Genomic DNA, 18264 nt, shown 5'->3' with positions numbered 1-18264 from the left:
TCTTATGACACAAAATAAACTCCAATAAAATAATATCCCTATGAGAGCATAGTTAACATATTTATATCTCTCTAGAAAAGGAACAATTTAAATTTAAACACAATGTTCTACAGCCCTTCTTCTTATCCCTTTGATTAAGTACTTAAGTGACTAAGAATTCTCCTGCTATTGATCACACAAAAACGCATTATCAATCAACCTCATCCCCTATCGCATCGAAGAACAAAACGCCATTGTGTTGCATATTCATGCACTTGATTTAAGAAACATCTCTCAACACCCCCAAGCTCACTTCGTGACAACACCCATGAATGCGGTATACTGTAAAGCCCTTTGGGAGCCACCATCTTTACACTAAAGAATGAGAAAGTCGGCACCATCACACTATTTATCATCCCCCAATGTTGCGACAACTCTCGGCACTTGAGACGCTTCATAAGAAGAATTTTTAGTTCTTTCTTGTACAGTTTTTATCACACGCTAATCCTGCTTATAACATGCAAGCGAATGATTTGATTGCTTCAACAAATACCAAGCTTGGAATGAGTAAAATTCACGGTATTTAGGACTTTCATTCAACTTACAAAACAGTGAGTTATCGTTATAAATCAATTATATTATTTAATAAACACCACAAAAATAAAGCAGCTTAAAAGTTGAATAACACATTTAAATTTGATAAAAAATATGCACTTTTGAAGATATCAAAAAAAATCTCTACGAGCAATGCAATAAATATTTAAAATATAAGCTAAACTGCTCATACAATAACATAAGAGATAAAAAATAAATCCAAGATCAATAAAACATGTATTTCCACTCAAATTTTATTTTTGATCTTTACGTTTTTTGCGCAATTGTTTCCACCACTCAAGACGTTTCACAATTTCACGCTCAAAACCACGCTCAACTGGCTTATAATAACTCTGACGCCCAAGTTTTTCGGGAAAATATTCTTGTCCTGAAAAAGCGTCTGGTTCATCATGGTCATAACAATAACCATTTCCAAACCCTTCCTCCTTCATAAATTTCGTAGGAGCATTAAGAATATGCTTAGGAGGTGATAAAGAGCCATTTTTGCGCGCACAACGCAGTGCTGCTTTATACGCGAGATATGTTGCATTTGACTTTGGCGCAGTTGCAACATAAAGACATGCTTGCGCCAAAGCCAATTCTCCTTCTGGTGATCCTAAATAATCATAGGCATCTTTTGCTGCATTACAAATGACAAGAGCTTGAGGATCCGCCAAACCAACATCTTCAACGGCCATACGAACCAATCTTCGCCCAATATAGAGAGGATCTTCACCAGCATCCAACATACGTGCCAAATAATAAAGCGCAGCATCAGGATCAGATCCACGAACGGATTTATGCAACGCTGAAATGAGATTATAATGCCCATCTCGTCCTTTATCATAAATGGGCACACGACGCTGAATAACTTTTTGCAAAGCAACAACATCAAGAATCTCTCCCAATGGTGCAATAGACCAAACTTCCTCTGCCAATGTTAACGCTACCCGCGCATCACCATCAGACATCTCTATCAAAACGTCTCTGGAATCATTATCCAAAGGAAGAGTTTTTCCCTCCACTTCTTCAGCACGCCTTAAAAGCATGTCCAAACTTTCATGATCATGTGAAAGAAATGTTAAAACACGTGCACGCGAAAGAAGAGCAGCATTAAGTTCAAAAGAAGGATTTTCGGTTGTTGCACCTATAAGTACCACAGTACCTTCTTCCATCACAGGAAGAAAACTATCCTGCTGTGCACGATTAAACCGATGAATTTCATCAACAAAGAGAAGTGTTTTATCCCCAGATATAAAACGCCTCTGCGCAACTTCAAAAATCTTTTTAAGCTCAGAAACTCCTGTAAAAATAGCAGAAACCTGCTCAAACGCGAAATTTGTTTCAAGTGCTAACAAACGTGCAACGGTTGTTTTTCCCGTCCCTGGAGGTCCCCAAAAAATCATCGATCCAATTGAGCCAGTTGCCACCATACGTGAAAGCAAACCATCCTCTCCAATCAAATGCTTTTGTCCCACAACATCATTGAGAGAACAAGGGCGCATTCTTTCTGCAAGTGGCTGATTTTTATTAACTTGAAAATCAAAAGACGAAGTAAAAAAATCTTTCTTCAAAAAAAACCTCAACGAATAAATTGGCGAATATACATACCATCACGTTCATATTCCAATTGCCAAGTACGCGAACGAGCTTGCATAAGAACCTTTTTCAACTGATGAACTGTTTGAATTTTATGGCCATTTACAACACGTAGAATATCTCCTGACTGAAAAATTCCAGCTGCATTGCTCATGTCATCAAGGTTGGTAATCACAACCCCTTTTGCAGATATAGGAAGATGAAAACGTCGACTATTTTGCGGTGTTAAATCTAACACTTCAGCACCGGCAAGAGGACTGTCACCCGTGATTTTTTCAGATTTTAAAAATGCAGTTTCTGATATCGATGAAACTATTATTTGTGTTTTTAAAGTTTTTCCATTTCGTAAATATTCCAAAGCAAGACTATGCTCAACGTCAGCTGTCATCAAACGATACCCAAGACTATCTGGACTATCAACGCGTACCCCTTGCACACTCAAAATAACATCACCTACTTTCAATCCAGCTTTTTCAGCAGGACTATCTTTGATAACTTCAATAATCAGAGCACCATAGGGACGTTCTAAACCTAAACCACCAGCAATATCAGGTGTAACATTTTGAAAAGAAGCCCCAATATAAGGCGGCACAAAATATTTTCCACCGCGTTTAACAGTATCAAGCATCACTTTTACAAGATTAACTGGAATAGCAAAACCAATCCCTACAGAACCACCGGAACGCGAATAAATAGCTGTATTAATTCCGATTAATTGACCTTTCATATCAATTAAAGCGCCACCAGAATTCCCTGGATTAATGGCAGCGTCTGTTTGAATAAAAAAGTCAAAATCAGAAATCCCAACACGTGTACGCGCTTGCGCTGAAACAATACCACTTGTAACTGTTTGACCAACACCAAAAGGATTACCAATAGCAAGAACAAGATCACCAACTTCAACAGCATCAGAATTTCCCAAAGAAAGAACAGGGAATTGAGCATCTTTTTCCTCAACTTCAAGAATTGCAATATCAGTTGCTTCATCTTTGAGCACGATCTTACTCTCAAACTCCCGCCCATCAGAAAAAGCCACTTTAATTTCGCTTGCATCTTTAATGACATGGTAATTTGTAACAATCAAACCACGTGCATCAACAATCACCCCTGATCCTAATGACGATTGCTTGCGAACAGGAAAATTATTTTGAAAACGACCAAAAAACTGCTCAAAAAATGGATCCCCTTCAAAAGGTGAGCGTGCTCTAATTTGTCGAGCTGCATAAATATTTACAACAGATGGAACTGTCTTTTTAACTAAAGGAGCAAATGAAAGAGTGATTTCTGTTTGTGTTTGAGGTACATGAGCATATACATGATCAAATGATATCTGCATCATAATTGCAAAAAAAATCCGCACCCAAAAAGAATATCTCATAATCCACTCCTTATAAAATCAGCACATTCTGTTGAAGATTAATAGAATAAAAAAACTCATCCCCGCAAATTAAGGATCTCTATTAATATTTCATAATAGAGAATAAAAACAACCTATTTGAACAATAAATATTATAAAAATAAGATAATTCTTCAATGTCCTATAATTTTCTCTCTGCACCTATTTCTCAACTAAAACAAACTTAAAAATGCTCACAAAAAAACCGCCTAAGACAAGGCGGCCTTTAAAAATCCAACAGAGTAAAAAACTTTACGAAGATGTCCTCTTTTCATTCTCAGAAGCCTCCATGCGAGCACGATCCCCAGCACCCTTCGCTTCAACATCACGATCAACAAATTCTATAACAGCCATGGGCGCATTATCACCGGTACGAAACCCCGCTTTCATAATACGCAAATATCCACCGTTGCGTGATGCATAACGTGGCGCAAGCGTATCAAATAATTTTGCAACCTTTCCTGCATCACGAAGTGCTGCAATTGCTTGCCGACGCGCATGCAAACCACCACGCTTACCAAGAGTAACGAGTTTTTCAACAATAGGACGAATTTCCTTAGCCTTTGGAAGCGTTGTCACAATCTGCTCATGCTCGATCAACGAAGTTGCCATATTTGCAAACATCGCTTTACGGTGACTGGCAGTACGATTCAACTTGCGTCCTGACTTACTGTGGCGCATAAGCCCTCTCCTTAAATTCTAATTTTAATATTGATCTTCATAACGTTTTGCAAGATCATCAATGTTTTCAGGTGGCCACGCAGGAATTTCCATCCCAAGATGTAACCCCATACATGCCAAAACTTCTTTAATCTCATTCAACGATTTGCGACCAAAATTCGGTGTCCGAAGCATTTCAGATTCTGTTTTTTGAATAAGATCACCAATATAGACAATATTATCATTCTTAAGACAATTTGCCGAACGAACTGAAAGTTCTAATTCATCCACTTTTTTGAGAAGAGCAGGATTAAAAGAAAGCTCAGAATCAGCCTCTTCAACAGGCTCCTTCTGTGGCTCTTCAAAGTTAATAAATAACGATAATTGATCCTGAAGAATGCGTGCTGCAAAAGCAACAGCATCCTCTCCATTAACCGCACCATTCGTTTCAATCGTTAAGGTCAATTTATCATAATCCAAAACTTGACCTTCACGCGTATTTTCCACTTTATAAGACACTTTACGAATTGGTGAATAAAGACTATCAATTGGAATAAGTCCTATACGTGCATCATCAACACAATTACGATCAGATGGAACATACCCCTTCCCTGTGTTGACAATAAATTCCATACGAATTTCAGCATCTTCATCAAGAGTACAAATAACATGATCTGGATTTAGAATTTCCATATCCCCAACGGTACTGATATCTCCCGCTTTCACGACACCAGGCCCCTCTTTATAAACAACGACACGTTTAGGACCTTCTTCTTCCATACGAAGCGCAATTTCTTTTATATTCAGAATAATATCCGTAACATCCTCACGCACACCTGGAATCGATGAAAATTCATGTAAGACACCGTCAATCTGCACAGCAGTAATAGCAGCACCACGAAGAGAAGATAACAACACGCGACGAAGTGCATTTCCTAACGTTAAGCCAAAACCCCGCTCAAGAGGTTCAGCGATCACACTTATAACATTTGGATTATCATGCGCACATGATTCAACCTTATTGGGTTTAATAAGTTCCTGCCAGTTTTTCTGGATCATATTTTTATTCCCGTTCTTTAGTTCCGTTACCATTCAATCGTAACGACCAATGTGAACATCAGAGAAATCTCCGACAACAAAAAACAACACCCAATTAAACACGCCGCCTTTTCCGCGGACGACATCCATTATGAGGAATTGGTGTTACATCACGAATAGAAGTAATGACAAAACCAACAGATTGCAATGCACGTAGAGCAGATTCACGCCCTGATCCAGGTCCACAAACTTCAACTTCCAAAGAACGCATACCATGCTCTTGCGCTTTTCTTGCACAATCCTCCGCAGCAACTTGAGCAGCAAAAGGTGTCGATTTACGCGCACCTTTAAACCCCTGAGCCCCCGCAGATGACCAAGCAATTGCATTACCCTGAGCATCAGTAATAGTAATCATTGTGTTATTAAATGTTGAATTAATATGCACAACACCCGATGAAATATTTTTACGTTCGCGACGACGAACACGTGTGGCTTCCTTGGCCATAATTTCCCTTTCAACGATCTCATCACTGCCGTAACATCAGCAGCTCCACCTTCTTTTCCTTGTCAAAACAATCAAACAAGAAACAGAATATATAAAAACCTTCCAAAAAGGCTCTTATTTCTTTTTACCGGCAATTGCCTTAGCTGGTCCTTTACGCGTACGAGCATTTGTATGTGTACGCTGCCCTCGGACAGGCAAAGACCGGCGATGACGCAATCCTCGATAACAACCAAGGTCCATCAAACGTTTAACATTCATAGCAACCTCACGACGAAGATCACCTTCAACTTGATAGCCTTGATCTATCGCCTCACGAATCTGCAGCACCTCAGCATCTGAAAGCTCATGCACACGACGCCCCAAGGGAATGCCAACTCTTTCAATAATTTCTTGAGCAAATTTTGGTCCAATCCCGTGGATATATTGAAGCGCAATAATTACACGCTTATTTGTCGGGATATTGACGCCAGCAATACGAGCCACGCCTACTCTCCTTAGTTATTTTGACAAATTGTTATAAAATACCTGATATACCTTACAGAAAAAAATAGACTCAGAAAAAAATTCTTCCGAATCCTATTATTTCACTAAAATAAATTAAATTTATTTGTTATAGATTTCATCTCAAAAGTCAACTCTTTTCATTTATTCCTAAAAAAAAATCTCATGAAAGAAAACCTCTAATCATGCGTGTCACTTCAGTAATACCAATCATTCCATCAATGACCCTCAACATTCCCCTCTCTGAATAAAATTTTGATAAGGGAGCGGTTTTTTCACGATATTCTACTAATCTTTTTGTAAAAGCAACAGGATTGTCATCTAAACGAACCTGTCCACCAGCCGCTATTGTTTCCTCAACGCGCTTCTTCATACGTTCAATCAACACGTCTTCATCAACACACAACTCAATAACAGCATCAAGCCGCATATTTTTTGACTGCAAAATCCGTTGTAACGCTTCTGCCTGCCCCACAGTTCGAGGATATCCATCCAAAACAAAACCGTTTACACAATCAGTTTCATCAATCCGATCTGATACGATTTGGTTAACAATATTATCATGAACCAAAGCACCAGAACTTATAATAGCTTTAGCTTTTTTACCAATCTCCGTTTCTTTGGCAATCACCTCACGCAACATATCCCCTGTTGATAAATGAGGAATGTTATATTCCTCAGTCAACATTTTTGCTTGCGTACCTTTTCCCGCTCCAGGAGGACCTAAAAGAATAACTCTCATCGATTCCTTCTACCTCCACGAAGTTTTGATTTTTTTATCAACCCTTCATATTGGTGGGCAACAAGATACCCCTGAATTTGAGCAACCGTATCAAGCGTAACAGTAACAACAATCAACAAGGATGTTCCCCCAAGATAAAAAGGAACCTGCAATGCAGATATCATAAATTCAGGTAACAAACAAACCAAGATAATATAAACAGCGCCCACAACAGTAATACGCGTCAAAACGTAATCAATATACTCGGCTGTACGCTCACCTGGACGAATCCCTGGAATAAAACCAGAATGCTTTTTCAACTGATCTGCAGTATCACTTGGATTAAACACAATAGCTGTATAAAAAAAGCAAAAAAACGCCATTAAAAATGCATAAACAATCATATAAAGTGGCTGTCCATGACCAAGAGCATAAGAAATCGACTGAACCCATTGTGGCATTTTATCAGAAAAATTATTAATAGTGGCAGGTAATAATAATAAAGAGGAAGCAAAAATAGGTGGAATAACACCAGCAGTATTCAACTTTAAAGGAAGATGCGACATATCTCCTTGAAACATTTGATTCCCGACCTGACGTTTTGGATACTGGATAAGAATTCGCCGTTGCGCACGCTCTATAAAAACAATAAGCCCAATAACCAAAACAGCAATAAGAACGATTCCTATTAAAAGAAAAGTTGATAAATCAGCCTGACTATGAGCTGTCAAAAGCTGAGCAAAAGTAGAAGGGAAATTGGCTACAATCCCTGTAAAAATGATAAGAGAAACCCCATTACCAACACCACGTGACGTAATTTGCTCGCCAAGCCACATGAGAAACATCGTTCCGCCAACAAGGGTAATAACAGAAGAAATACGAAACATAAGACCTGGTTCTAAAACAATTTGAAGCCCCGTCCCTATACCGCTTTCAAGCGCAACCGCAATACCAAAAGCTTGTAGAATCGCCAATACTACTGTTACATAACGCGTATATTGATTGATAATCTTACGACCTAATTCCCCTTCTTTTTTAAGAGTTTCCAAAGAAGGAATAATAGATGTTAACAATTGCACAATAATAGATGCCGATATATAAGGCATGATACCTAGCGCAAAAATAGCCATACGCCCAACGGCACCCCCAGCAAACATATTAAAGAGTCCTAATACACCCGACGCGTGATGTTCGAATGTTTGCCGTAAAGCATCGATATTAATACCTGGAAGAGAGATGTAAGTGCCAAAGCGATATACAAGAAGCGCTGCCAGAGTAAACCAGATGCGTTTCTTTAATTCAGTTGCACGAGAAAAGGTACCGAAGTTTATATTGGAAGCAAATTGCTCTGCTGCTGATGCCATAAAACGTCTCCACTTCACTACTCCAGTTCTTTAAATCACAGAAGTATAACCCTAAAATTCATATATGCATACACAAATAAATGCAGAACTTAAAAAACTCTCCACAAAAAATCCCACAGAACAGATGTAACTCTTCTTTAGGTCTCTACTCATATTAAAAAATTATTGAGCAATATCAGGAAAAATAACCTGACCACCCACTTTTTCAATCTTAACACGAGCAGCTTGTGAAGCACCAGAAACATGAAAGGTAATCTTAGCCTTCAAATCACCATCAGAAAGAAGACGAACCCCATCTTTTTCACGACGAATAATACCAGCTTCTTTCAAAGCAATCATATCAACAGGCTTTTCAATATTCAACTTACCTGCATCAACTGCCAACTGAATACGTCCTAGTGAAACTTCATTGTAGGTTTTGGCAAAGAAATTTCTAAATCCACGTTTTGGCAAACGACGATAGATAGGCATTTGCCCACCTTCAAAACCATTAAGGGAAACACCAGAGCGCGACTTTTGCCCTTTTACACCACGACCACCAGTCTTACCCGTACCGGAACCAATACCACGCCCAACACGCTTACGATTTTTTGTTGCGCCTTCACAATCACGCAGTTCATTGAGTTTCATATCTAATACTCCCGCAACCCTTAACCTTCATCTATAACGCGAACAAGATGCCGAACCTGAGCAATCATACCCCGCACACAAAGTGTATCATCTAAAACGCGCCGACGACGCATTTTATTTAGTCCAAGCCCCTTTAAGGTTGCACGCTGAATCTGTGAGTTTCGAATAGGGCTTCCAATTTGCTCCACCGTGATAGTTTTACCACTCCGAGATTTTTTCTGAACCATTTCCTAATTCCTTTTCTGATAATCTCAGAAACTATCCTTCTAGGTCAACTAAATGGCGACGACGCGCCTGCAAAGTCGAATATTTTATACCACGTTGAGCAGCAATATCTCTAGGATGCATTTGATGTTTCAATGCATCAAATGTTGCACGAACCATGTTATAAGGATTAGACGATCCCAATGATTTTGCAACGACATCCTGCATACCAAGAGCTTCAAAAATAGCACGCATCGGTCCCCCAGCAATAATACCAGTACCAGCAGAAGCCGAACGTAGTAAAACACGCCCAGCTCCGTGACGCCCTTCAAGATCATGGTGCAATGTACGTCCAGACCGAAGCGGAACATAAATCATCCCACGTTTTGCAGATTCCGTTGCTTTACGAACGGCTTCTGGAACTTCACGGGCTTTACCATGTCCAAAACCTACACGCCCTTTTTGATCTCCAACAACAACAAGAGCAGCAAAACCAAAACGCCGACCACCCTTTACAACTTTAGCAACACGATTGATATGAACTAGCCTATCGACAAACTCATTATCGCGTTCTTCTCTCTCACCACGTTCTTTTTGTGCCATTCCTCATTCCTTTTTCTTTTCCGGAAGCACGATAACAAAGTCCCTCATCAAACTGGAAGAACTTAAACGAAATACTCTAAACTCTCCTTACTCACTCACAAATAAGAAATTTTAGAAATTCAAACCACCTTCACGAGCAGCTTCAGCTAAAGCCTTGACTCGACCATGATACACATACGCTCCACGATCAAAAACCACTTCATTAACACCCGCTTGCTTCGCACGCTCAGCAATTAACTTACCAACAGCAAAAGCTGCTTTTTTATCAGCACCACTCTTTAACGACTTTTTTAAATCACTTTCAAGAGTAGAGGCTGAAACAAGTGTACATCCCCGCAAATCATCGATAACTTGAGCATAAATGTTCTGATTTGAACGATAAACACTAAGCCGAGGACGATCATGAGAAACCACTTTAATTCTACGACGAACACGCCTTGCACGACGTTGGATAATGTCCTTAGATGAAACCATAATACAAAATCCTTATTTCTTTTTACCTTCTTTACGGAAGATACGTTCATCTGCATGCTTAACACCTTTACCTTTATAAGGCTCAGGTCTACGATACTCACGAATCTCCGCTGCAACTTGTCCAACTTGCTGTTTATCAATTCCAGAAACAACAATTTCTGTCGGCTTAGGAACAGTTACAGTAACACCCGATGGAACTTTATAAACCACATCATGGGAAAAGCCTAGAGATAGTTGGACATCCTTACCCTGCAAAGCAGCACGATAACCAACCCCATTAATCTCCAACCTCTTTTCAAAACCATCCTTCACACCACAAAAAATGTTCTCAATCATTGAGCGCGACATACCCCATTTAGAACGCGCATCTTTTGACTGATCCCGCGGCATAACTGATATGATATTTTCCTCAAACTTGACTAAGACTTCATCATTGACGACGTAGCTCAGCTCACCTTTTGGACCTTTTGCCTTAACCAGCTGACCTTCAACAGTAGCAGTAACTCCAGAAGGAATTGAAATGGGTTTCTTTCCAATACGAGACATTGTTCTAACCTACTTTTTCTTCCGTTTTCTTGACATAACTTAGAAAACACGACAAAGGAGTTCTCCACCAACATTCTGTTCACGCGCCTCATGATCTGCCATGACGCCTTTAGGAGTCGATAAAATCGAAATACCAAGACCATTTGCCACCTGTGGAAGTGACTTAGCAGAAACATACACACGACGACCTGGCTTTGATACACGTGAAATCTCACGAATAGCAGCCAGCCCTTCAAAATACTTCAATTCGATTTCAATTTCAGCTTTCCCATCACCTAAATCAATTTGATTATATCCACGAATATAACCTTCCGACTGAAGAACATCAAGAACGTGCGCACGAAGCTTCGAAGCTGGAGTAACTACTTTACCTTTTTTACGACCAAGTGCATTACGAATACGTGTTAACATATCACCAAGAGGATCTGACATAGACATTAAATAATCTCCTCTTACCAACTAGACTTTACAATACCAGGAATATGGCCAATAGAGCCAAGCTCACGCAACGCAATTCGCGACATTTTTAATTTACGATAATAAGCCCGCGGACGACCTGAAACCTCACAGCGATTACGAATACGAACTTTCGAAGAATTACGCGGCAACTCTGCCAACTGAACAGAAGCTTTAAAACGTTCTTCAAGAGAAACCTTCTGATCCATAACTATTGCTTTCAAACGTGCACGACGGGCAGCATAACGCTTTACCATCACCTCACGACGCTTATTTTTTTCAACGGCACTTACTTTGGCCATACTTTCACCTCACTATGTCTGCCGTTACGAACGAAAAGGAAAATTAAAAGCACGCAATAACTCACGAGCCTCATCATCCGTTTTTGCTGTCGTACAAACAATAATATCCATGCCCCAAATTTGATCAACTTTATCATAGTTGATTTCTGGAAACACAATGTGTTCTTTAATACCCATAGCAAAATTGCCACGACCATCAAAACTCTTTGGATTCAAACCACGAAAGTCACGAACCCTCGGAAGAGCAATCGTAACAAGACGATCTAAAAACTCAAACATACGATCTTTACGCAATGTAACTTTAGCCCCAAGAGGCATTCCTTCACGAACCTTAAAGGTCGCAATAGAATTACGCGCACGTGTAACAACAGCCTTCTGACCTGTTATGAGCCCTAAATCCTCAGCAGCAAGGGAAGGCTTCTTCGAATCAGCAGTTGCTTCACCTATCCCCATATTTATTACAATTTTATCAATCCGCGGAATTTGCATCGCATTTCTGTAATTAAACTTCTCTTGAAGCGCTTTACGAATCACTTCAAAATAATGCGCTTTCATACGCGGTATTTGTCTTTCCTCAGCCATTAATCAACTCTCCCGAACGCTTGGCAAAACGCACTTTATTACCATCTGCATTCATACGAAAGCCTACACGTGTAGGCTTACCATCTTTAGGATCAGCAATCGCCAAATTAGACAGATGAATCGGAGCTTCTTTAGAAATAATTCCAGCTTCTTGCTTCTGCGTTTGACGTTGATGACGTTTAATCATATTAATCCCACGAACAAAAGCCTTATTCTCTTTTGGACTAACCTTAATTACCTCACCACTACATCCTTTATCCTTACCGGATAAAACAACAACTTTATCACCTTTTCGAATCTTCTGCATAACATTTACTCCTTACAGAACTTCAGGAGCGAGCGAGATGATCTTCATATGATTCCTACCACGCAATTCGCGGGGAACAGGTCCAAAGATACGAGTACCGATCGGCTCTTTTTTATTATCCACTAAAACCGCAGCATTACTATCAAAACGAATGACACTACCATCTGCGCGACGAATATCCTTAGCAGTACGAACCACAACAGCTTTCATAACATCACCTTTTTTAACACGGCCACGAGGAATAGCATCCTTAACCGAAACAACAATAATGTCACCGACCGAAGCATATTTCCGCTTTGAACCGCCTAACACCTTGATGCACATGACACGACGAGCACCAGAATTATCAGCAACGTCGAGGTTTGTTTGCATCTGAATCATGACTGGCCACCTTCTCTTAACACATATATCCGATTGTACCTTTTATACACTCGGATTTGCCTGCCAAATAACGATAAAGTCATCGCCTTTAAATTTATCAATGATAAAAACACTGTTAAATTCTAAAACAATAAACTTAACTCATTACGCTACATTGTCTTTTACAACAATCCAACATTTATCTTTCGAAATTGGTCTAGATTCTTGAATAGAAACTTGATCCCCAATCTTGAATTGGTTGTTTTCGTCATGCGCTTTATAATTTTTGGACTGCCGAACAGTCTTCTTAAGAAGCGGATGAGAATAACGGCGCTCAACTTTGACAACAACAGTCTTATCACTTTTGTCGCTAATAACAACACCCTGCAAAACGCGTTTAGGCATCTCTCATTTCCTTAAACCTTACTTTCACTTACCTTTTGACGAAGAAAAGTTTTAATACGCGCAATATCACGACGAACTTGTCTAACACGCGCAGTCTTTTCTAATTGACCTGTTGCTTTTTGAAAACGCAAATTAAATTGCTCTTTCTTTAACTTAGCCAATTCATCTTTCATTTGATCGAGCGTTTGCGCCCGTAATTCTGTGGCTTTCATCGCTTAACCTCATTATTCAGCAATACGCTGGATGAAACGCGTTTTTATAGGCAACTTTGCAGCACCCAATCTTAGTGCTTCACGTGCAACATCCTCAGGAACTCCATCAAGCTCAAACATGATGCGTCCAGGAGAAACACGTGCAGCCCAATAATCGACACTTCCCTTACCTTTACCCATACGAACTTCAGTCGGTTTAGACGTAACCGGAAGATCTGGAAAAATGCGAATCCACACACGACCAGAACGCTTCATATAACGCGTAATCGCACGGCGCGCCGCTTCAATTTGACGAGCAGTAATCCGCTCCGGCTCAACAGCCTTCAAACCGTAGGCACCGAAATTCAAATCCGTACCACCCTTCGCAACACCGTGAATACGGCCCTTGAACTGTTTACGGAACTTTGTGCGCTTTGGCTGCAACATTGTTCTCTACTCCAAATTTTAGTTCAATCTCAAAAACTAAGCATTTTCACGGCGACGATTCGATGAAGAACCAGATTGATCAACTTCCGTAGCACGACGTTCTGAAGCCATCGGATCATGCTCAAGAATCTCACCCTTAAAGACCCAAACTTTAATACCACAAATACCATAAGCGGTCTTAGCTTCTGCTGTACCGTAATCAACATCAGAACGCAAGGTATGAAGTGGAACACGACCTTCACGATACCATTCCATACGAGCAATTTCAGCACCACCAAGACGGCCAGAACAATTGATACGAATACCTTCCGCACCAAGACGCATAGCAGACTGAACAGCACGCTTCATTGCACGACGAAAAGCAACACGACGCTCTAACTGTTGAGCAATTGATTGCGCAATAATCGTGGCATCAATCTCCGGTTTACGAATCTCCACAATATTTAATGAAGTTTCAGCATCCGTCATTTCTGAGAGCTTACGACGAAGCTTTTCGATATCAGCACCCTTTTTACCAATAATCAAACCAGGACGTGCAGAATGAATCGTAATACGACACTTCTTATGAGGACGCTCAATAACAACCTTCGAAATAGCCGCCTGTTTAAGCTCCTCCAGCACATATGAACGAATTTTCAAATCTTCATGAAGAAGGCGCCCATATTCACCACTATCAGCATACCAACGAGAATCCCAAGTCCGATTAACACCAAGACGAAGTCCTATTGGATTGATCTTCTGACCCATTACGCGGCCTCCACTTTTTCGGTAACTTCACGAACAATAACAGTAAGATGCGAAAATGGACGTTCAATTCTACTAGCACGCCCTCGACCACGAACATGAAAGCGCTTCATCACTATCGACTTACCAACATAAGCTTCCGCCACAATAAGCGAATCAATATCAAGATCGTGGTTATTCTCTGCATTTGCAATTGCTGATTCAAGCGTTTTTTTCACAGTAGCAGCAATACGCTTGCGTGAAAACATCAAATCAGCGAGTGCTACATTAACTCTTTTACCACGAATCATTGCAGCAACTAAATTAAGCTTCTGCGGACTAACACGAATTGTCCGCGTGACAGCTCTTGCTTCATTATCTCTAAGCTGGCGCGAAACTTTAGCTTTTCCCATTCCTATTTCCTCTTCGCTTTTTTATCGGCACCATGACCATAATAAGTCCGGGTAGGAGCGAACTCACCAAACTTATGTCCAACCATCTCTTCAGAAACAGAAACAGGAATATGCTTATTACCGTTGTAAACACCAAAAGTTAAACCAACAAATTGCGGTAAAATAGTAGAGCGACGACTCCATATTTTTATAACTTCATTGCGCCCACTTGCACGTACCTTCTCTGCTTTACCAAGAAGATAGCCGTCGACAAACGGACCTTTCCACACTGAACGAACCACTTCAGACTACCTCTCTCATTTCTTGCGTTGATGACGCGTACGCATAATAAATTTATCAGTGGCTTTATTGGAGCGCGTACGCTTACCTTTCGTAGGCTTACCCCAAGGAGATACTGGATGGCGCCCCCCCGATGTACGACCTTCACCACCACCGTGCGGATGATCAACGGGGTTCATAGCAACACCACGAACATGTGGACGTTTACCACGCCAACGTGACCGACCTGCCTTACCATCATTAATATTCCCATGATCAGGATTTGAAACAGCACCAACAGTTGCAAAACAGCTACTAGGAACCAAACGCTGTTCACCAGAATTTAAACGAAGAATAGCCATACCATGATCTCGTCCAACCAACTGCGCATAAGTACCCGCTGAACGTGCAATCTGCCCCCCTTTTCCTGGCTTCATCTCAACATTATGAATAATTGTACCTACAGGCATATTAGCAAGAGGCATAGCATTACCTGGTTTAACATCCACATTTAAACCAGCCATAACAGAATCACCAACCGCAAGACGCTGTGGCGCAAGAATATAACTCAATTGCCCGTCCTCATAGCGAATTAAAGCAATAAAAGCAGTACGGTTAGGATCATATTCTAAACGCTCAACCTTTGCCGAAACATCACGTTTAAGACGCTTAAAGTCGACAAACCGATAACTACGTTTATGTCCACCACCCTGAAAACGAGCAGTAACACGACCGCGATTATTGCGTCCACCCTTTGAAGACAAACCTTCAGTCAACATCTTTATAGGTTTTCCCTTATAAAGACAAGAACGTTCCACAATAACAAGCTGACGCTGCCCAGGTGTCGTTGGATTAAATTGCTTAAGTGCCATTATTCCTATCTCCGAGCCTCTTTAAAGACCTGTCGAAACGTCGATAGTCTGACCATTGGCCAGAGTTACGATCGCTTTTTTGACATCACTTTGCCGACCAACTATACCTTTGAAACGCTTCACTTTACCCTTACGGACTATCGTGTTAACTGCTTTAACTTTTACGCTAAAAAGCGCTTCAATAGCAGCCTTAATCTCAGGCTTCGTCGCTTTCGGCGCGACATTAAAAGCAACTTGATTACATTCAGAAATCATAGTCGACTTTTCAGTAATAACTGGACTAATAATTATATCATAATGGCGAAGATCTGTCATTTAAAACGCTCCTCAAGAGCCTCAACAGCTGCCTTTGATAAAACAAGTTTGCTGCGACGCAAAATATCATAAACATTAATTCCCTGAATAGGCAAAATATCAATATTAGGGATATTAGAGACTGCACGAAAAAAGTTAATATCAATCTCTTTACCACCAATCAAGAGAGCGTTATTAAATCCAAGCTTAGAAAAATGAGAAACAAGCATTTTCGTTTTCGCATCCTTAACAGTCAACTCATCCACAATAATTAAGTCTTTTGCTTTTAATTTTGCAGATAAAGCAAGACGTAACCCAAGAGCACGAATCTTTTTAGGAAGATCATGCGCATGACTACGAACCACTGGTCCATGTGCCTTACCCCCACCTCTAAACTGCGGTGCACGGGCAGATGAATGTCGAGCACGCCCAGTTCCTTTTTGCTTAAACATTTTTGCCCCTGTTCGCGACACATCAGAACGACCTTGGGATTGATGACTCCCCTGCTGACGACGTGCAAGCTGCCAACGAACAACACGTTGCAAAATATCCTCACGTGGAACAAGATCAAAAATAGCTTCAGAAACCTTTAATTTGCCAGCTTCATTACCATCAAGAGTTTTAATTACAAGATCCATTATTAGGCTCCCTCAACTTCAGAGGTTTCCGTCACCGGAGTAACCATTTCCGTTTTCTCCTTCACAAGACGGCGAATACCAGCAGGCTTTGGAGCATTATCAGGAAGAGGCTTCTTCACAGCATCCCGTACCAAAATCCAAGAACCTTTAGAACCAGAAACAGCACCACGCACTAAAATTAAACCACGTTCACTATCCGTGGAAATAACTTCAATATTCTGTGTTGTTACACGCACTTGCCCCATATGGCCAGCCATTTTTTTACCTTTAAAAACTTTACCAGGATCTTGACACTGCCCTGTAGAACCATGAGCACGATGTGTAATCGAATTACCATGGGAAGCACGATGCCCACCAAAGTTATGTCGTTTCATAACACCAGCAAACCCCTTACCAATACTGGTACCAGTCACATCAACTCTTTGTCCTGGAACAAAATGTTCCACCGTAATCTCAGTACCAACATCAAGAAGATTGTCGGGACTTACACGAAACTCTGCTATTTTAGCTTTAGGCTCAACAGAAGCCTTAGCAAAATGTCCACGAAGAGCTTGTGAAGTATTCTTAACCTTAGCAAAGCCTACACCTAATTGAACAGCAGTATAACCATTCTTTTCAACTGTACGCTGAGCAACGACTTGACAATTCTCCAAACGAAGTACGGTCACCGGCACATGCTCACCAGCATCATTATAAATACGGGTCATGCCCAGCTTCTGTGCTATTACACCTGAACGCATCGGGTCTGTTCCTTCTGTCCTCAAACCTCAGAGCTTAATTTCTACATCCACACCAGCAGAAAGATCGAGCTTCATAAGCGCATCCACTGTTTGCGGCGTTGGATCAACAATATCAAGAAGACGCTTATGTGTTCGCATCTCAAACTGCTCACGACTCTTCTTATCGATATGCGGTCCACGATTGACCGTAAACTTCTCAATCCGCGTCGGAAGCGGAATGGGACCACGGACATTTGCACCGGTACGTTTAGCAGTCGATACAATCTCACGCGTCGACGTATCAAGAATTCTATGATCAAACGCTTTTAAGCGAATGCGAATATTTTGACTGTTCATGCTCTTTATTTCCCTGTTATACAAAGTGCCTTCAATAATGAAAGCACTCAACAAGCATTATTTATTCAATGATCTTAGAGACGATACCGGCACCAACAGTACGACCACCTTCACGAATAGCAAAAC

General features: G+C 40.7%; 29 protein-coding genes and 1 pseudogene. All 30 read right to left on the bottom strand.

The features are described from left to right. Window positions 1-827: 827 nt before the first annotated feature. On the bottom strand, window positions 828-2147 hold the full coding sequence (locus tag ACFIJ9_RS03810; RefSeq protein ID WP_375635848.1) for a replication-associated recombination protein A: 1320 nt from the start codon (window positions 2145-2147) through the stop codon (window positions 828-830). A gap of 8 nt (window positions 2148-2155) precedes the next feature. Further along, entirely contained in the window at window positions 2156-3550 is a 1395-nt protein-coding gene (locus ACFIJ9_RS03805) for a DegQ family serine endoprotease (RefSeq protein ID WP_375635847.1), read from the bottom strand. Between the two features lie 270 nt (window positions 3551-3820). Then, entirely contained in the window at window positions 3821-4249 is a 429-nt protein-coding gene (gene rplQ, locus ACFIJ9_RS03800; RefSeq protein ID WP_273788262.1) for a 50S ribosomal protein L17, read from the bottom strand. A 24-nt stretch (window positions 4250-4273) separates the two neighbouring features. Then, window positions 4274-5287: a DNA-directed RNA polymerase subunit alpha gene (locus ACFIJ9_RS03795; protein ID WP_015856568.1), complete on the bottom strand. Its 1014-nt coding sequence runs from the start codon at window positions 5285-5287 to the stop codon at window positions 4274-4276. 94 nt (window positions 5288-5381) lie between these two features. Further along, window positions 5382-5771, bottom strand: a complete 390-nt coding sequence (gene rpsK / locus ACFIJ9_RS03790; protein ID WP_007347762.1) for a 30S ribosomal protein S11 — start codon at window positions 5769-5771, stop codon at window positions 5382-5384. 114 nt (window positions 5772-5885) lie between these two features. Continuing rightward, entirely contained in the window at window positions 5886-6254 is a 369-nt protein-coding gene (rpsM, locus tag ACFIJ9_RS03785) for a 30S ribosomal protein S13 (RefSeq protein ID WP_026500557.1), read from the bottom strand. 181 nt (window positions 6255-6435) lie between these two features. Next, the gene (locus ACFIJ9_RS03780) at window positions 6436-7014 is read right to left on the bottom strand and encodes an adenylate kinase (protein ID WP_375635846.1); all 579 of its coding nucleotides are present in this window, start codon (window positions 7012-7014) and stop codon (window positions 6436-6438) included. Beyond that, window positions 7011-8357, bottom strand: a complete 1347-nt coding sequence (secY, locus tag ACFIJ9_RS03775; protein ID WP_375635926.1) for a preprotein translocase subunit SecY — start codon at window positions 8355-8357, stop codon at window positions 7011-7013. Before secY ends, ACFIJ9_RS03780 begins: the two co-directional genes overlap by 4 nt. 162 nt (window positions 8358-8519) lie before the next feature. Then, complete coding sequence (gene rplO, locus ACFIJ9_RS03770) at window positions 8520-8987, bottom strand: 50S ribosomal protein L15 (protein ID WP_015856572.1); 468 nt, start codon at window positions 8985-8987, stop codon at window positions 8520-8522. A gap of 20 nt (window positions 8988-9007) precedes the next feature. Beyond that, window positions 9008-9214, bottom strand: a complete 207-nt coding sequence (rpmD, locus tag ACFIJ9_RS03765) for a 50S ribosomal protein L30 (protein WP_375635845.1) — start codon at window positions 9212-9214, stop codon at window positions 9008-9010. A gap of 31 nt (window positions 9215-9245) precedes the next feature. Then, window positions 9246-9794, bottom strand: a complete 549-nt coding sequence (gene rpsE, locus ACFIJ9_RS03760; protein WP_015856574.1) for a 30S ribosomal protein S5 — start codon at window positions 9792-9794, stop codon at window positions 9246-9248. A 111-nt stretch (window positions 9795-9905) separates the two neighbouring features. Next, on the bottom strand, window positions 9906-10268 hold the full coding sequence (rplR, locus tag ACFIJ9_RS03755) for a 50S ribosomal protein L18 (RefSeq protein WP_375635844.1): 363 nt from the start codon (window positions 10266-10268) through the stop codon (window positions 9906-9908). Window positions 10269-10280: 12 nt separating this feature from the next. Further along, window positions 10281-10814 (bottom strand): 50S ribosomal protein L6, encoded by a 534-nt coding sequence (gene rplF / locus ACFIJ9_RS03750; protein WP_015856576.1) that lies wholly within the window; start codon window positions 10812-10814, stop codon window positions 10281-10283. Between the two features lie 39 nt (window positions 10815-10853). After that, complete coding sequence (gene rpsH / locus ACFIJ9_RS03745; RefSeq protein WP_015856577.1) at window positions 10854-11252, bottom strand: 30S ribosomal protein S8; 399 nt, start codon at window positions 11250-11252, stop codon at window positions 10854-10856. Between the two features lie 14 nt (window positions 11253-11266). Next, a complete protein-coding gene (rpsN, locus tag ACFIJ9_RS03740) occupies window positions 11267-11572 on the bottom strand; it encodes a 30S ribosomal protein S14 (RefSeq protein WP_005773283.1) in 306 nt (101 codons plus the stop codon). A gap of 24 nt (window positions 11573-11596) precedes the next feature. Continuing rightward, a complete protein-coding gene (gene rplE / locus ACFIJ9_RS03735; RefSeq protein WP_015856578.1) occupies window positions 11597-12154 on the bottom strand; it encodes a 50S ribosomal protein L5 in 558 nt (185 codons plus the stop codon). Next, on the bottom strand, window positions 12147-12461 hold the full coding sequence (gene rplX, locus ACFIJ9_RS03730; RefSeq protein WP_015856579.1) for a 50S ribosomal protein L24: 315 nt from the start codon (window positions 12459-12461) through the stop codon (window positions 12147-12149). Before rplX ends, rplE begins: the two co-directional genes overlap by 8 nt. Window positions 12462-12473: 12 nt before the next feature. Next, window positions 12474-12842: a 50S ribosomal protein L14 gene (rplN, locus tag ACFIJ9_RS03725; protein ID WP_004855715.1), complete on the bottom strand. Its 369-nt coding sequence runs from the start codon at window positions 12840-12842 to the stop codon at window positions 12474-12476. Between the two features lie 144 nt (window positions 12843-12986). Next, the gene (rpsQ, locus tag ACFIJ9_RS03720) at window positions 12987-13226 is read right to left on the bottom strand and encodes a 30S ribosomal protein S17 (protein WP_012231991.1); all 240 of its coding nucleotides are present in this window, start codon (window positions 13224-13226) and stop codon (window positions 12987-12989) included. Window positions 13227-13237: 11 nt separating this feature from the next. Continuing rightward, window positions 13238-13438, bottom strand: coding sequence for a 50S ribosomal protein L29 (gene rpmC, locus ACFIJ9_RS03715; RefSeq protein WP_273788260.1), 201 nt, complete (start codon window positions 13436-13438; stop codon window positions 13238-13240). A 12-nt stretch (window positions 13439-13450) separates the two neighbouring features. After that, window positions 13451-13864 carry a 50S ribosomal protein L16 gene (gene rplP / locus ACFIJ9_RS03710; RefSeq protein WP_375635843.1) on the bottom strand — a complete coding sequence of 138 codons (414 nt, stop codon included), beginning with the start codon at window positions 13862-13864 and terminating at the stop codon, window positions 13451-13453. 36 nt (window positions 13865-13900) lie between these two features. Beyond that, window positions 13901-14611 carry a 30S ribosomal protein S3 gene (gene rpsC / locus ACFIJ9_RS03705; protein ID WP_015856582.1) on the bottom strand — a complete coding sequence of 237 codons (711 nt, stop codon included), beginning with the start codon at window positions 14609-14611 and terminating at the stop codon, window positions 13901-13903. Continuing rightward, window positions 14611-15000: a 50S ribosomal protein L22 gene (rplV, locus tag ACFIJ9_RS03700; protein WP_208439680.1), complete on the bottom strand. Its 390-nt coding sequence runs from the start codon at window positions 14998-15000 to the stop codon at window positions 14611-14613. The genes rpsC and rplV overlap by 1 nt, the downstream gene beginning before the upstream one ends. Window positions 15001-15002: 2 nt before the next feature. Beyond that, window positions 15003-15281 (bottom strand): 30S ribosomal protein S19, encoded by a 279-nt coding sequence (rpsS, locus tag ACFIJ9_RS03695; protein WP_004855734.1) that lies wholly within the window; start codon window positions 15279-15281, stop codon window positions 15003-15005. A gap of 15 nt (window positions 15282-15296) precedes the next feature. Continuing rightward, window positions 15297-16130: a 50S ribosomal protein L2 gene (gene rplB, locus ACFIJ9_RS03690; protein WP_273788259.1), complete on the bottom strand. Its 834-nt coding sequence runs from the start codon at window positions 16128-16130 to the stop codon at window positions 15297-15299. A 21-nt stretch (window positions 16131-16151) separates the two neighbouring features. Continuing rightward, entirely contained in the window at window positions 16152-16445 is a 294-nt protein-coding gene (locus ACFIJ9_RS03685) for a 50S ribosomal protein L23 (protein ID WP_375635842.1), read from the bottom strand. Beyond that, window positions 16442-17062 (bottom strand): 50S ribosomal protein L4, encoded by a 621-nt coding sequence (gene rplD, locus ACFIJ9_RS03680; RefSeq protein WP_015856586.1) that lies wholly within the window; start codon window positions 17060-17062, stop codon window positions 16442-16444. The genes ACFIJ9_RS03685 and rplD overlap by 4 nt, the downstream gene beginning before the upstream one ends. A 2-nt stretch (window positions 17063-17064) precedes the next feature. Then, entirely contained in the window at window positions 17065-17802 is a 738-nt protein-coding gene (gene rplC, locus ACFIJ9_RS03675; protein ID WP_375635841.1) for a 50S ribosomal protein L3, read from the bottom strand. Between the two features lie 27 nt (window positions 17803-17829). Then, window positions 17830-18138, bottom strand: coding sequence for a 30S ribosomal protein S10 (gene rpsJ / locus ACFIJ9_RS03670; RefSeq protein ID WP_005773267.1), 309 nt, complete (start codon window positions 18136-18138; stop codon window positions 17830-17832). A 61-nt stretch (window positions 18139-18199) separates the two neighbouring features. Then, window positions 18200-18264, bottom strand: a pseudogene (locus ACFIJ9_RS03665) (elongation factor Tu); the annotation flags it as partial.

The organism is Bartonella sp. MR90HLJMH, assembly GCF_042194115.1.
GTDB lineage: Bacteria > Pseudomonadota > Alphaproteobacteria > Rhizobiales > Rhizobiaceae > Bartonella > Bartonella grahamii.
Note: the sequence above shows the minus strand (reverse complement) of the source record. Positions and strands in the feature narration are given on the sequence as shown.

Excerpts from the sequence above, each read along its gene's own strand:
- ACFIJ9_RS03805 (WP_375635847.1), bottom strand. The coding sequence starts at position 3,550 with ATGAGATATTCTTTTTGGGTGCGGATTTTTTTTGCAATTATGATGCAG.
- rplQ (WP_273788262.1), bottom strand. The coding sequence starts at position 4,249 with ATGCGCCACAGTAAGTCAGGACGCAAGTTGAATCGTACTGCCAGTCAC.
- ACFIJ9_RS03795 (WP_015856568.1), bottom strand. The coding sequence starts at position 5,287 with ATGATCCAGAAAAACTGGCAGGAACTTATTAAACCCAATAAGGTTGAA.
- rpsK (WP_007347762.1), bottom strand. The coding sequence starts at position 5,771 with ATGGCCAAGGAAGCCACACGTGTTCGTCGTCGCGAACGTAAAAATATT.
- ACFIJ9_RS03780 (WP_375635846.1), bottom strand. The coding sequence starts at position 7,014 with ATGAGAGTTATTCTTTTAGGTCCTCCTGGAGCGGGAAAAGGTACGCAA.
- secY (WP_375635926.1), bottom strand. The coding sequence starts at position 8,357 with ATGGCATCAGCAGCAGAGCAATTTGCTTCCAATATAAACTTCGGTACC.
- rplO (WP_015856572.1), bottom strand. The coding sequence starts at position 8,987 with ATGAAACTCAATGAACTGCGTGATTGTGAAGGCGCAACAAAAAATCGT.
- rpmD (WP_375635845.1), bottom strand. The coding sequence starts at position 9,214 with ATGGTTCAGAAAAAATCTCGGAGTGGTAAAACTATCACGGTGGAGCAA.
- rpsE (WP_015856574.1), bottom strand. The coding sequence starts at position 9,794 with ATGGCACAAAAAGAACGTGGTGAGAGAGAAGAACGCGATAATGAGTTT.
- rplR (WP_375635844.1), bottom strand. The coding sequence starts at position 10,268 with ATGGTTTCATCTAAGGACATTATCCAACGTCGTGCAAGGCGTGTTCGT.
- rplF (WP_015856576.1), bottom strand. The coding sequence starts at position 10,814 with ATGTCTCGTATTGGAAAGAAACCCATTTCAATTCCTTCTGGAGTTACT.
- rpsH (WP_015856577.1), bottom strand. The coding sequence starts at position 11,252 with ATGTCTATGTCAGATCCTCTTGGTGATATGTTAACACGTATTCGTAAT.
- rpsN (WP_005773283.1), bottom strand. The coding sequence starts at position 11,572 with ATGGCCAAAGTAAGTGCCGTTGAAAAAAATAAGCGTCGTGAGGTGATG.
- rplE (WP_015856578.1), bottom strand. The coding sequence starts at position 12,154 with ATGGCTGAGGAAAGACAAATACCGCGTATGAAAGCGCATTATTTTGAA.
- rplX (WP_015856579.1), bottom strand. The coding sequence starts at position 12,461 with ATGCAGAAGATTCGAAAAGGTGATAAAGTTGTTGTTTTATCCGGTAAG.
- rplN (WP_004855715.1), bottom strand. The coding sequence starts at position 12,842 with ATGATTCAGATGCAAACAAACCTCGACGTTGCTGATAATTCTGGTGCT.
- rpsQ (WP_012231991.1), bottom strand. The coding sequence starts at position 13,226 with ATGCCTAAACGCGTTTTGCAGGGTGTTGTTATTAGCGACAAAAGTGAT.
- rpmC (WP_273788260.1), bottom strand. The coding sequence starts at position 13,438 with ATGAAAGCCACAGAATTACGGGCGCAAACGCTCGATCAAATGAAAGAT.
- rplP (WP_375635843.1), bottom strand. The coding sequence starts at position 13,864 with ATGTTGCAGCCAAAGCGCACAAAGTTCCGTAAACAGTTCAAGGGCCGT.
- rpsC (WP_015856582.1), bottom strand. The coding sequence starts at position 14,611 with ATGGGTCAGAAGATCAATCCAATAGGACTTCGTCTTGGTGTTAATCGG.
- rplV (WP_208439680.1), bottom strand. The coding sequence starts at position 15,000 with ATGGGAAAAGCTAAAGTTTCGCGCCAGCTTAGAGATAATGAAGCAAGA.
- rplB (WP_273788259.1), bottom strand. The coding sequence starts at position 16,130 with ATGGCACTTAAGCAATTTAATCCAACGACACCTGGGCAGCGTCAGCTT.
- ACFIJ9_RS03685 (WP_375635842.1), bottom strand. The coding sequence starts at position 16,445 with ATGACAGATCTTCGCCATTATGATATAATTATTAGTCCAGTTATTACT.
- rplD (WP_015856586.1), bottom strand. The coding sequence starts at position 17,062 with ATGGATCTTGTAATTAAAACTCTTGATGGTAATGAAGCTGGCAAATTA.
- rplC (WP_375635841.1), bottom strand. The coding sequence starts at position 17,802 with ATGCGTTCAGGTGTAATAGCACAGAAGCTGGGCATGACCCGTATTTAT.
- rpsJ (WP_005773267.1), bottom strand. The coding sequence starts at position 18,138 with ATGAACAGTCAAAATATTCGCATTCGCTTAAAAGCGTTTGATCATAGA.